This window comes from Sphaerisporangium dianthi (assembly GCF_042654065.1).
In the GTDB taxonomy this organism is placed as follows: Bacteria; Actinomycetota; Actinomycetes; order Streptosporangiales; family Streptosporangiaceae; genus Sphaerisporangium; species Sphaerisporangium dianthi.
In genome coordinates this window covers 484,476-496,281 of record NZ_JBHSFP010000001.1, presented here as the reverse complement: position 1 = coordinate 496,281, position 11,806 = coordinate 484,476, and the positions used below count along the sequence as shown (strand labels likewise).

11 protein-coding genes are annotated in these 11,806 nt (G+C 71.5%); 5 read left to right on the top strand and 6 right to left on the bottom strand.

Annotation, left to right across the window (positions count from 1 at the left end; genetic code table 11):
* Window positions 1-306: 306 nt before the first annotated feature.
* Window positions 307-579 carry a 30S ribosomal protein S20 gene (gene rpsT / locus ACFO60_RS02075; RefSeq protein ID WP_380836101.1) on the bottom strand — a complete coding sequence of 91 codons (273 nt, stop codon included), beginning with the start codon at window positions 577-579 and terminating at the stop codon, window positions 307-309.
* Window positions 580-952: 373 nt separating this feature from the next.
* Here rpsT and lepA point away from each other — a divergent pair, with 373 nt between their 5' ends.
* Window positions 953-2,779 (top strand): translation elongation factor 4, encoded by a 1,827-nt coding sequence (gene lepA / locus ACFO60_RS02070; protein ID WP_380836100.1) that lies wholly within the window; start codon window positions 953-955, stop codon window positions 2,777-2,779.
* Between the two features lie 102 nt (window positions 2,780-2,881).
* Window positions 2,882-4,099: a radical SAM family heme chaperone HemW gene (gene hemW, locus ACFO60_RS02065; protein ID WP_380836099.1), complete on the top strand. Its 1,218-nt coding sequence runs from the start codon at window positions 2,882-2,884 to the stop codon at window positions 4,097-4,099.
* A gap of 136 nt (window positions 4,100-4,235) precedes the next feature.
* Here the strand turns inward: hemW and ACFO60_RS02060 are convergent, their stop codons facing one another.
* The 3 genes from ACFO60_RS02060 to ACFO60_RS02050 are packed head-to-tail and all read right to left on the bottom strand — an operon-like array spanning window position 4,236 to window position 7,033.
* On the bottom strand, window positions 4,236-5,249 hold the full coding sequence (locus ACFO60_RS02060) for a DUF4870 domain-containing protein (protein WP_380836097.1): 1,014 nt from the start codon (window positions 5,247-5,249) through the stop codon (window positions 4,236-4,238).
* Entirely contained in the window at window positions 5,249-6,073 is an 825-nt protein-coding gene (locus tag ACFO60_RS02055; RefSeq protein ID WP_380836095.1) for a DUF3097 domain-containing protein, read from the bottom strand. The genes ACFO60_RS02060 and ACFO60_RS02055 overlap by 1 nt, the downstream gene beginning before the upstream one ends.
* Before the next feature lie 21 nt (window positions 6,074-6,094).
* Window positions 6,095-7,033 carry a hypothetical protein gene (locus ACFO60_RS02050; protein WP_380836093.1) on the bottom strand — a complete coding sequence of 313 codons (939 nt, stop codon included), beginning with the start codon at window positions 7,031-7,033 and terminating at the stop codon, window positions 6,095-6,097.
* A gap of 409 nt (window positions 7,034-7,442) precedes the next feature.
* Here ACFO60_RS02050 and hrcA point away from each other — a divergent pair, with 409 nt between their 5' ends.
* The 3 genes from hrcA to ACFO60_RS02035 are packed head-to-tail and all read left to right on the top strand — an operon-like array spanning window position 7,443 to window position 10,332.
* Complete coding sequence (gene hrcA, locus ACFO60_RS02045; RefSeq protein ID WP_380836438.1) at window positions 7,443-8,453, top strand: heat-inducible transcriptional repressor HrcA; 1,011 nt, start codon at window positions 7,443-7,445, stop codon at window positions 8,451-8,453.
* Window positions 8,454-9,593, top strand: a complete 1,140-nt coding sequence (dnaJ, locus tag ACFO60_RS02040) for a molecular chaperone DnaJ (protein ID WP_380836092.1) — start codon at window positions 8,454-8,456, stop codon at window positions 9,591-9,593.
* A 13-nt stretch (window positions 9,594-9,606) separates the two neighbouring features.
* The gene (locus tag ACFO60_RS02035) at window positions 9,607-10,332 is read left to right on the top strand and encodes a 16S rRNA (uracil(1498)-N(3))-methyltransferase (protein ID WP_380836090.1); all 726 of its coding nucleotides are present in this window, start codon (window positions 9,607-9,609) and stop codon (window positions 10,330-10,332) included.
* A 99-nt stretch (window positions 10,333-10,431) separates the two neighbouring features.
* Here ACFO60_RS02035 and ACFO60_RS02030 read toward each other — a convergent pair whose 3' ends face one another.
* Both ACFO60_RS02030 and ACFO60_RS02025 read right to left on the bottom strand, forming a co-directional pair.
* The gene (locus ACFO60_RS02030; protein WP_380836088.1) at window positions 10,432-11,151 is read right to left on the bottom strand and encodes a hypothetical protein; all 720 of its coding nucleotides are present in this window, start codon (window positions 11,149-11,151) and stop codon (window positions 10,432-10,434) included.
* Window positions 11,148-11,627 carry a SigE family RNA polymerase sigma factor gene (locus ACFO60_RS02025; protein ID WP_344941967.1) on the bottom strand — a complete coding sequence of 160 codons (480 nt, stop codon included), beginning with the start codon at window positions 11,625-11,627 and terminating at the stop codon, window positions 11,148-11,150. The genes ACFO60_RS02030 and ACFO60_RS02025 overlap by 4 nt, the downstream gene beginning before the upstream one ends.
* Window positions 11,628-11,806: the final 179 nt, after the last annotated feature.

The window sequence follows — 11,806 nt, the reverse complement described above, 5'->3', positions numbered from 1 at the left end:
GGCGCCGCGTACGCCGGACGAGCCCTGCCCGAGCACGATGGACGGCGCGTGGAGACCGCGGGCGTACGGGTCGGCGGGTACGGGCGGCGGGCATACGAGGGCGCGGAACGGGCGACGCCGGGACGCGGGTCACGGACATGCCGAACGTCATGTCGATGGACGCGGCGGTGTGCGGACATGCCGAACGCCACGTCGACGGACGCGGCGTGTGCGGACATGCCGAACGCCGCATCCTCGATGGACGCGGCGCTGGGGAATGCCCGGGCTAGCGGGCAGGTCGGATCGCTCGGGCGGACGCCCGGCGAGTCACTCGGCCGGCTGAAGGGAGGCGACGCGCTTGGCGATGGCCGACTTGCGGTTGGCCGCCTGGTTCTTGTGGATGACGCCCTTGCTGACAGCCTTGTCGAGCTGACGCGAGGCGGCGCGCATGAGAACTGCGGCCTCCTGCGCGTTGCCCTGCTCGGCGGCCTCGCGGAACTTGCGGACGGCCGTCTTCAGGGACGACTTGACGGCCTTGTTGCGCAGCCGGGCCTTCTCGTTCTGCCGGTTGCGCTTGATCTGGGACTTGATGTTCGCCACGAAGAAGCCTCGGTGAAAGTCGATTGGATGGGGCGCGCGGGCAGAGAGGGCGCGCCACACGCAGTTGAACAGGGTACCAACATGCCGAGGTCACGCTCAAATCGACCGACCACGGCACACGCCTGCGGCCTCATCGTAGCGCAGTGACGAGCCCGACGGTCTTGGTGCCCGGTAAACTGAAGGCGAAGCGCGGCACCGGCACGCCCGCGAGGCGAGACCGGCCCTCACCGGCCGGCGGCCCACGGGCATCGCGTCGCCGCGCCGATCTGCTGTCCGGGTGACGCTGCCTGGGTGACCACCCGGGCGTGCCACCATGGGTGGCGGCTGCCCCGCCAGCCTCTGACTCGTCTCGAACCTGCCGAAACGGACCCCGGTGCCCAACCAGCCTGGCCAGACCGACCCCGCGCTGATCCGCAACTTCTGCATCATCGCGCACATCGACCATGGCAAGTCCACGCTTGCCGACCGGATGCTGCAACTGACCGGTGTGGTCGACGCACGGCAGATGCGCGCCCAGTACCTCGACCGCATGGACATCGAGCGCGAGCGCGGCATCACGATCAAGTCGCAGGCCGTCCGGCTGCCCTGGGACGGGCACGTGCTCAACATGATCGACACGCCCGGCCACGTCGACTTCACCTACGAGGTCTCGCGGTCGCTGGAGGCCTGCGAGGGCGCGGTGCTGCTCGTCGACGCCGCGCAGGGCATCGAGGCGCAGACGCTGGCCAACCTCTACCTGGCGATGAACGCCGACCTGCACATCATCCCCGTGCTGAACAAGATCGACCTGCCGGCCGCCCAGCCGGACAAGTACGCCGAGGAGCTCGCCGGGCTCATCGGCTGCGACGCCTCCGACGTGCTGCGGGTGTCGGGCAAGACCGGCGAGGGCGTGCGCGAGCTGCTCGACCACGTCGTCGCGAACGTGCCGGCCCCGGTCGGCGACGCCGCGGCCCCCGCCAGGGCGCTGATCTTCGACTCGGTGTACGACACCTACCGCGGCGTGGTGACCTACGTCCGGGTCATCGACGGACAGCTCACCAAGCGCGAGCGCACGATCATGATGTCGACCGGAGCCGCGCACGAGACGCTGGAGCTCGGCGTCATCTCGCCCGAGCCGGTGCCGTCCACGGCGCTGGGCGTGGGCGAGGTCGGCTATCTGATCACCGGCGTGAAGGACGTCAGGCAGGCCCGCGTCGGCGACACGGTCACCACCACCGCCCGTCCGGCGCGGGAGGCCCTCGGCGGGTACGAGCACCCGAGGCCCATGGTGTACTCCGGCCTCTACCCCATCGACGGCGACGACTACCCCGAGCTGCGCGAGGCCCTGGACAAGCTGCAGCTGAACGACGCGGCGCTGGTCTACGAGCCCGAGACCTCCGCCGCGCTGGGCTTCGGCTTCCGCTGCGGCTTCCTCGGCCTGCTCCACATGGAGATCGTCCGCGAGCGGCTGGAGCGTGAGTTCAACCTCTCGCTGATCTCCACCGCGCCCAACGTCATCTACCGGGTGATCATGGAGGACGGCAAGGAGATCGTCGTCACCAACCCCTCCGAGTTCCCGGCCGGGAAGATCGCCGAGATCTACGAGCCGGTGGTGAAGGCCACGCTGCTTTCGCCCGCCGACCACATCGGCGCCATCATGGAGCTCTGCCAGACCCGCCGCGGCTCGCTGCTCGGCATGGACTACCTGTCCGAGGACCGCGTCGAGATCCGCTACACGCTGCCGCTCGGCGAGATCATCTTCGACTTCTTCGACCAGCTCAAGTCCCGCACCCGCGGGTACGCCTCCCTCGACTACGAGCCGTCCGGCGAGCAGGAGGCCGACCTGGTCAAGGTCGACATCCTGCTGCAGGGCGAGGCGGTCGACGCCTTCAGCGCCATCGTCCACCGTGAGAAGGCCTACGCCTACGGCGTCGAGATGGCCAAGAAGCTCAAGGACCTCATCCCGCGCCAGCAGTTCGAGGTGCCCATCCAGGCCGCCATCGGCGCCCGGGTGATCGCCCGCGAGAACATCCGCGCCATCCGCAAGGACGTTCTGGCCAAGTGCTACGGCGGCGACATCAGCCGCAAGCGCAAGCTGCTGGAGAAGCAGAAGGAGGGCAAGAAGCGCATGAAGATGGTGGGCCGCGTCGAGGTCCCCCAGGAGGCCTTCGTCGCCGCCCTGTCCACCGAGAGCGGCAGCGCCGACAAGGCCAAGAAGTAACTCCTCCGCCTCGTCGTCCCTCCCGTCGTCCTTCGCGAGAGGCGGCGGGAGGTTGTCCACAGGCCGTGCGAGGCATGAGTCCGGGGGCGGCAGACTGGGGGCGTGCCTTCCGTACTTCTCGACGGCGACGCCGTTCCCGCCTCGGGTGAGCTGCCCTCCGGCGCCCTCCGGGGCCTCGGCGCGCGGCCGTTCGGCTTCTACGTCCACGTGCCCTTCTGCGCCACCCGCTGCGGCTACTGCGATTTCAACACCTACACCGCGACCGAGCTGGGTCCTGGGGCCTCGCGCGCCGACTACGCCGCCACGGCGGTCGAGGAGATCCGGCTGGCCCGCCGGGTGCTGGGCGACGCCGAGCTGCCGGTGCAGACCGTCTTCTTCGGCGGCGGCACGCCGACGCTCCTGCCCGCCGAAGACCTGACCGAGATCCTGCGGGCGATCGACGGCGAGTTCGGGCTGGCGGCGGGCGCCGAGGTCACCACCGAGGCCAACCCCGAGTCCGTCGACCCCGCCTCCCTGGAACGGCTGCGCGCCGGCGGGTTCACCCGCGTGAGCTTCGGCATGCAGAGCGCGGCCGAGCACGTGCTCACCGTCCTCGACCGGCGCCACACCCCCGGCCGCCCGGCCGAGGCCGTGCGCGAGGCACGCGACGCCGGGTTCGCGCACGTCAACCTCGATCTGATCTACAGCACGCCGGGGGAGACCGACGACGACTGGCGCGCCTCCCTGGCCGCCGCCATCGAGGCGGGCCCCGACCACGTGTCGGCCTACTCGCTGATCGTCGAGGACGGCACCCGCCTGGCCACGCGCATCCGCAGAGGCGAGCTGCCCATGCCCGACGACGACGTGGCGGCCGACCGCTACGTCATCGCCGACACAATGCTGTCGCAGGCCGGGTTCTCCTGGTACGAGGTGTCCAACTGGGCCACCTCGCCGCAGGCGCGGTGCCGGCACAACCTTCTCTACTGGACCGGCGGAGACTGGTGGGGCGTGGGTCCCGGGGCGCACGGCCACGTGGGCGGCACTCGATGGTGGAACGTCAAGCATCCCGCCGCCTACGCCTCGCGGCTGGCCGCGGGGTCCTCGCCCGGTCACGCGCGCGAAGAGCTGTCGGCGGCCGACCGCCAGGTCGAGCGGCTCATGCTCGAACTACGCCTCGACTCGGGGTTCCCACTCGCCGAGATCGCCCCGAAGGCCCGCACGGCCGTGGCCCGCGCCATTGGGGAGGGCCTGTTGCAGCCCGAGCCCTTCAAACGGGGCCGGGCCGTTCTCACGCTGAAGGGCCGCCTGCTCGCCGACGCCCTGATCCGCGACCTCACCTGACCTGTGTGATGTCACCTGACCTGGGCGATGTCAGCCGACCTATGGATCTCAGCCGACCTATGCGACCTCACCCGACCTGCACGATCTCAGTTGACCTGCACGACCGCACCTCTGTCCGTGGCCGACGGGCCCGAGATCAGCTGATGAAGCGGATGTTCAGCGGGTAGCGGTAGTTCTCCCCGCGGTTCGCCGCGACGGCCGCCATGATCATCAGGATGAGAGAGCCGACGCCCACGACGAGCAGCAGGAGCACGCCGATGATCGCCAGCACCAGCACGGCGGAGACCGCGTAGGCGATGAAGAGCGTGATCTGGAAGTTCAGCGCCTCGGCCGCCTGGTCGCGCACATACGGAGACTCGTCCTTCTTCACCAGGTACAGCACCAGCGGGCCGAGGAACGAGGTCAGCAGGCCGAGCAGGTGGGCGAGCATCGCCATGGTCGTGTCGTCCGAGCCGGGGCGCGGCCCGTACCTGCCGGGGACGTGAGGACCGGCCGCGAAACCCGGCTGCCCGTAGCCATGCTGGCCGTACATCGGCTGCTGGTACGGGGGCGGCGGCGGCGCGTACCCGTACTGGGCGTGGCCCGGGTCCGGATGCCCGGCGCCGTACCCGGCCTGCGGCCCATACCCGGGGTGCTGGACCTGCTGGTCGGCAGGGGTCCCGTACCCGGGGTGCGGGGCCTGCTGGTCTGAGGGGGGCTCGTATCCGGGGTGCTGGGCTTGCTGGTCGGCAGGGGGTCCGTACTCGGGGTGCTGGGCCTGCTGGTCTGAGGGGGGCCGGTACCCGGGGTGCTCGGCCGGTCGGTCGGCAGGGGGGCTGTACGCGGTGTGCTGGGCCGGTTCGCCGGTGGGCGGCTCGAAGGCGGGGGGCTCGAAGGCGGGGGACTCGAGGGGCTGCGCCGCGGCGCCCTGGTGCCCGGAGCCGCCGGCCGCCGGCTCGCCTTCGGGACGGAGCTCGCTTTCGGGGCGGGGGTCGCCTTCCGGACGAGGGTCGCCTTCGGGGTCGGGGTCGCCCTGCGGGCGGGGGTCGACTCCGGGCCGAGGGTCGCCTTCGGGGTCGGGGTCGCCCTGCGGGCGGGGGTCGACTTCGGGGTTGGGGTCGCCTTCGGGGCGGGGGGCGTCGGCGGGGTGGTCGTTCGGAGGACGGTTCATCAGTTCTCCTCGGTCGACACGAAGTCGATGAGCTCCTCGACCCGGCCCAGAAGCTCCGGTTCAAGGTCAGTGTAAGTCTGGACGGCGCCGAGGATGCGGTGCCAGGCTTCCGCGGGTTCCAGCCGCCAGCCGAGCGCCTCGATGACGCCTTCCTTCCATGGGATTCCCCGAGGCACCTGCGGCCAGGCCGGGATGCCCAGGACGGAGGGCTTCACCGCGGCCCAGATGTCGATGTACGGATGCCCCACGACGAGCACGTGGGCCGACGCGGACACCCGAGCGGCGATGCGGCTCTCCTTCGACCCGGGGACCAGGTGGTCGACCAGCACCCCGAGGCGCCGTCCCGGGCCGGGCTCGAACTCGGCCACGATCGCCGGCAGGTCGTCCACACCCTCCAGGTATTCGACGACGACGCCCTCCACCCGCAGGTCATGGCCCCAGATCTTCTCGACCAGGGCCGCGTCGTGCACCCCTTCGACATAGATGCGGCTCTCGCGGGCGACGCGCGCCCGCAGGCCCTCGACCGCGATCGACCCTGACGCGCTGCGGGCGGGCCCCTTGGCGACGGCGTCCGGGGCGGGGCGCACGAGCGTCACCGGCTTGCCGTCGAGGAGGAACGCGGCCGGCGCCAGTGGGAACACCCGCCGCCGCCCGAAGCGGTCCTCCAGGGTGACGGCCTCCTTGTCACAGGCCACCACGGCTCCGCAGAAGCCTCCGCCGGCGTCCTCCACCACCAGGTCGAGCTCGGCCGGCACCTTGGGGATCTTGCCGCGCAGCGGTCGCCGCCAGTCTCCGGCCAGTACGTCCCGTCCGTAGTCCCGCATAGCTGGGCACGCTAGCAAAGATCACGCCCGGGGCGGGGCGCCCTGGGGCCACCCGCCGCCGTAGGGGACGGCGGCCGCCGCCTGCCGCTTGCGGTTACGGCTGCGCCGCACGAGGACGACGATCGTCGTGACGACCGCGAGGAGGAACCCGGCCAGCGGGACGAGGATCAGGAAGGCGACGCCGCCCGCGAGGGCGCCGGGGTCGGCGGTCAGCGACTTGCCGACGCCGAACAGCGCCTGCTTGCCCGCCTCGGCCTCGCAGCTCACCTTGTAGGTGCCGGGGGCGGGCACGCCGATGTCGAACACGGCCTCCCACGCCCGCCCGTCGGCGCTCACCGTCTGGGAGGCCTTGGGCGAGGTCAGGCCCACCTTGTTCCCGGCGCCGTCCGTGGCGAGGCAGGTGACGTCGGTGGGCCCGGACGCCGAGGCGTACAGGATGGGCTTGTCCTTGGGGTCGATCGCGACCGTCACGCTGCCGCCGCTCTGGAACGTCCGCGTCGGCGCCGCGTCCGTGATGGTCTTGAAAAGGCCGCCGGCGAAACCCACGACGCCCACGACGCCGCAGATCACGGCGACGAGCCAGGCGAGCACGATCCACAGCACGCGCGGCCGCACCGGGCCGGGCGCCGCCGGGGCGGGCGTGGCGTAGAGAGGGTGAGCGGCCCCGGGCGGAGGCGTCCCGTAGGAGGGGCCTCCGTAGGAGGGGCCGCTCGGGGCGCCGGACGGGCCACCGGCGGGAGCGCCGTAGGGGGAGCCGGCCGGGGCGCCGTATGGAGAGGAACCGGCCGGGGCGCCGTAGGAGGAGGATCCGGCTTGGCCGCCGGAGGCGGAGCCGTACGGAGCGTCCGAGGGTGAACCGGACGGCGGCCCCTGCGGGCGGGGAGGGACCTGCGGACCTGAGGAGTCCGGACGCGGCAGCCGGGTCGTCGCGTCGGGCAGGCGGGGATCGTTCTCGCTCATGCCGTGAGTCTGGATTAGATCACTTGCCAGCGGATAGCAAGCCGCTTGTCACCGGCCGGGCCGTCTGCCGTCCATGTGCGGCTTGTCACCTTTGAGGCCGCTTCTCGCCGGCTCATCTCACCGGCTCGTCTCACTGGTTCACCTCACCGCTCGGCAGGCTGATCACCGGTTCGGCGGCCTGTCATCGGCTCGTCTGCCGTGGGTCCGGTGGCTCGCTCGTCGCCAGGGACGGGTGTGCCCGGCGGGCCGGGCGGGTGGACGGGAAGGGAGCGGTTCACGGTGCGGGACGAGGGTGGGATGGCCTGAGTTATCGCACCCTGTGGCCAGGAGCCGTACACTTGGCACTCGGGAACACTGAGTGCCAGACCCGGTGTTCACGCAGGCACGGACAGGCAGGGAGGTGAGCATGATGCTCGATGAGCGGAAGCTGGCCGTTCTGCGCGCCGTCGTCGAGGATTTCGTGTCCACCAACGAGCCGGTCGGGTCGAAGGCACTGGCGGAGCGTCACAATTTGGGGGTCTCTCCGGCCACTGTGCGCAATGACATGGCCGTCCTCGAAGAGCAGGGCTACATCGCGCAACCTCACACCAGTGCGGGGCGGGTTCCCACCGACAAGGGATACCGGCTGTTCGTCGACCGGCTGTCCCAGATCAAGCCTCTGTCGGCCGCCGAGCGTCGCGCCATCGAGACGTTCCTGGCCGGCGCCGTCGACCTCGACGACGTCGTGACGCGCACGGTGCGGCTGCTGGCGCAGCTGACCCGCCAGGTGGCCGTGGTGCAGTACCCGTCGCTGATCCGCTCAGCGGTCCGGCACGTCGAGCTGGTGCCCCTCGCCGAGCGGCGCATCATGCTCGTGGTGATCACCAACACCGGCCGGGTCGAGCAGCGGGTCGTCGACCTTCCCGACGTGGTGGAGGACGACCAGGTCGCCCACCTGCGGGCGGTACTCAACGCCTGCCTCGACGGGTGCCGGCTCGGCCGCGTGGCCGAGACGGTGGCCGACCTGCCCGAACGGCTTCCCGAGGCTGACCGGCCGATGGCGACCACCATCCTGTCGGTCCTGCTGGAGACCCTGGTCGAGCGGCACGACGAGAAGATCGTCTTCGCCGGCGCGGCCAACCTGGCGGGCGATTTCAGTGTCGGCCTGCGCGAGGTGCTGGAGGCGCTCGAAGAGCAGGTCGTGCTGATGCGGCTGCTCGGCGAGGCGAACGACCCCTCCGCCCTCACCGTGCGCATCGGCTCCGAGAACCCTTACTCGGGGCTTCACGGCACCTCGATCGTCGCCGCCGGGTACGGTTCGGGCGACAATGAACTGGCTCGGCTCGGAGTGCTGGGCCCTACGCGAATGGACTACCCGGTGACGATGGGAGCGGTGCGCGCAGTGGCACGCTATGTCGGCCAGATCCTGGCGGGGTCCTAGGTGGCCCGCGACTATTACGGCATCCTCGGGGTCCGCCGTGACGCCACCCAGGACGAGATCAAGAAGGCGTATCGCCGCCTCGCACGTGAGCTCCACCCTGACATCAACCCCGACCCTGAGACGCAGGAGCGCTTCAAAGAGATCAACCAGGCGTACGAGGTCCTCTCCGACCCGAACAAGCGCCAGATGTTCGATCTCGGCGCAGACCCGTTCGGCGGCGCCGGAGCGGCCGGGGCGGGCGCGGCGGGCTTCGGCGCCGGCTTCCCGTTCAGCGACATCATGGACGCCTTCTTCGGTGGCGGCGCGGGCGCGCGCGGCCCCCGTTCCAGGGCCAGGCGCGGGCGCAACGCCACGATCCGGGTCGAGCTCGACCTGGCAGAGTCGGCGTTCGGCACCACGCGAGAGCTGGTCGTGGACACCGCCGTGCTGTGCGAGGTGTGCCAGGGGTCGGGCGCGGCGGCCGGCACCCACCCGGACACCTGCGACATGTGTCACGGCCGCGGCGAGATCTCCCAGGTCACCCGGTCGTTCCTCGGCCAGGTGATGACCGCGCGGCCCTGCCCCCAGTGCGGCGGGTTCGGCTCGGTCATCCACCACCCGTGCCAAGAGTGCTCCGGCGACGGCCGGGTGCGCACCCGGCGCACGATCAAGGTGCGCATCCCGGCGGGCGTCGAGGACGGCACGCACATCCAGCTCGCCGGCGAGGGCGAGGTGGGTCCGGGCGGCGGCCCGCCCGGCGACCTGTTCCTCGAGATCGTCGAGCGCCCGCACGAGATCTACGAGCGGCGGGGCGACGACCTGCACTGCACGGTGCAGATCCCGATGACCGCGGCGGCGCTCGGCACCATCCTCACCGTCGAGACGCTCGACGGCGCCGAGGAGCTCGACGTGCGGCCCGGCACCCAGGCCGGCCAGGTCATCCCGCTGTACGGGCGGGGCATCCAGCGGCTCAACGAGACCGGCAGGGGCGACCTGCTGATCCACGTGAACGTGGAGACCCCGAGCAAGCTCGACTCGGCCCAGGAAGAGCTGCTCAAGGAGCTGTCCAGGCTCCGCGGCGAGGAGCGCCCGCCGGGGAAGTTCGCCCCCGGCCAGCAGGGTTTCTTCTCGCGGCTCAGGGACGCCTTCAACGGCCGATGAGCGGCGGTGTGCGGTGAGCGTGCCGGTGTTCCTCGCCGGCGACCTGTCCGGTGAGGAGATCGTCCTCGACGGCCCTGAGGGACGGCACGCCGCCACCGTGCGGCGGCTGCGCGCGGGCGAGCGCGTCGACCTGACCGACGGGGCCGGAGCGGTGGCCGAATGCGTCGTGCGCGACGCAGGGAAGGACTCCCTGCGTCTCGGCGTCCTCGGCCGCCGCGTGGTCCCCGCGCCCGAGCCGCGCCTGGTCGTCGTCCAGGGGCTGCCCAAGGGCGAGCGGGGCGAGCTGGCGGTCGAGATGATGACCGAGGCCGGGGTGGACGTCATCGTCCCGTGGGCCGCGGCCCGGTGCGTCACCCAGTGGAAGGGCGAGCGCGCGGCCAAGTCGCTGGCCCGCTGGCGCTCCACGGCCCGCGAGGCGGGCAAGCAGGCCAGGCGGTTCCACATGCCCGAGGTCGCCGAGCAGGCGACCACGGCCGAGGTGGCCACCCTGCTGAGCGGCGCCGCCGTGGCGGCCGTCCTGCACGAGGAGGCCGCCGTGCCGCTGTCGCGCGTGCCGCTGCCCGCGAGTGGCGACATCGTCGTCGTGGTCGGCCCCGAAGGCGGCATCGCCGACGACGAGATCAAGCGCTTTCAGGACGCCGGGGCCACCCCGGCGCTGCTCGGCCCGACCGTGCTGCGCACCTCGACCGCGGGCGTCGCCGCCGCCGCGGTGCTGCTCGCCCGCTCAGGCCGCTGGTGAGCCCACCGGCGGCTGGTGAGCCCTACCGGCCGCTGGTGAACGCCGCGGCCGGCGGTGAACCCGATCGGCCGCTGGTAGAGGCGCACCTTGGAAGGGCGGCTACTCCTGCGTGGCGGTCTGGTCGGTGTCGGTGTCGGCCTCGGTGGTCATCAGAGGGCTGGCCGTGGGCTCCGGGGGGTCGCTGGGCGCCTGGGAGGCGGTCGGGGTCGGCTGCTCCACCGTCGGCTTCGGGCTGGACGTGGCGGTTCTCGTGGGCGTCGGCGTGCCGCTCTGACGCGTCGGCGTCGGACGGGGCTCGGTCGTCTGGTCCGGCTGCGACTCGGTGCTCGTGGGCTCGGCGCAGGGCTGCGGCGAGTCTCCCGCCTCGGGCTCCACGGTGGTCGGCGGGGCGGTGACGCAGTCGTTGCCCGGCGAGGTCGTGACCGACGGCGTGGGGGCCGTCGCGGGCGTCTCGCCGGCCGACGTGGTCGGCTGCGGGCGCTGGGAGCCGACGACCGCCGGTGAGTGGCCGCCGTTCCAGGGGCGGCGCGTGCTGGACTCGTCAGGAGGCGAGGTGTCGTACTGGACCTGGACGATGGGCTGCTGGTCGATGTCCAGCCGCTCTCGCAGGCCGGGCACGACCATCACGACGGTGGCGGCCACCAGGACGGCCCCGAACGCCGAGGCGGCGGCCCTCCACCAAAAGATCCCCCGCACACCGCGTTGCTCGATGCGGGTGCGGATGATCTGCAATCCTTCCGCGGAGGGCACGACAGAATCCGCCTCCGCGCGCAAGACACGGCGCAGGACCTCGCCGTACTCGTCGGGGGACTCGGTCATGACAATTGCTCCAGTACCGTGCGTAGTGCGGCCATGCCGCGGGCTGTGTGGCTCTTCACCGCACCCTTGCTGATGCCCATGGCGTGCGCGATCTCGGCTTCGGACAGGTCGCCGTAGTAACGCAGCACCAGCGCCTCGCGCTGCCTGGTCGGGAGCCCGCGCAGTGCCTCGATGACGGCGGACCGCTCGAGCTCTCCTATGGCTCCGTTCTCCGCGCTCGGCGCGTCGGGCAGCCCCTTGGGCGCGTATTTCTCCACGACGGCACGATGGCGGAGCACAGAGCGCGATCGGTTGACGACCGACTGGCGCAGGTAGGCGAGTGCCTTGTCGGTGTCGCGCAGGCGGCGCCACGCCCCATGAAGGGCGACGAACGCATCCTGCACGACTTCCTCCGCGGTCGCGCTATCGCGGACCAACAGCATGGCGAGACGCACAAGTGACCGATAGTGGGCGCTGTAAAGCGCCGTCACGGCCATGTCGGCGTCCCATCCGACGGGCACCGCCCCGAGCGACCTTTCGGCCACGAGGGTCTCGGTGGTCACATCTGTTGGACGCACGGCCTTTCCAGAGGGTTTACTCTCTGGCGATTCTTTAGGGGGCATGACCCAGTTGTGTCCTCGCCGATGGCCTGGCCGACACTGACCGCTGACTGACG

Excerpts from the sequence above, each read along its gene's own strand:
- hrcA (WP_380836438.1), top strand. The coding sequence starts at position 7,443 with ATGCTCGATGAGCGGAAGCTGGCCGTTCTGCGCGCCGTCGTCGAGGAT.
- ACFO60_RS02030 (WP_380836088.1), bottom strand. The coding sequence starts at position 11,151 with ATGACCGAGTCCCCCGACGAGTACGGCGAGGTCCTGCGCCGTGTCTTG.
- ACFO60_RS02055 (WP_380836095.1), bottom strand. The coding sequence starts at position 6,073 with ATGCGGGACTACGGACGGGACGTACTGGCCGGAGACTGGCGGCGACCG.
- ACFO60_RS02050 (WP_380836093.1), bottom strand. The coding sequence starts at position 7,033 with ATGAGCGAGAACGATCCCCGCCTGCCCGACGCGACGACCCGGCTGCCG.
- ACFO60_RS02025 (WP_344941967.1), bottom strand. The coding sequence starts at position 11,627 with ATGGCCGTGACGGCGCTTTACAGCGCCCACTATCGGTCACTTGTGCGT.
- ACFO60_RS02060 (WP_380836097.1), bottom strand. The coding sequence starts at position 5,249 with ATGAACCGTCCTCCGAACGACCACCCCGCCGACGCCCCCCGCCCCGAA.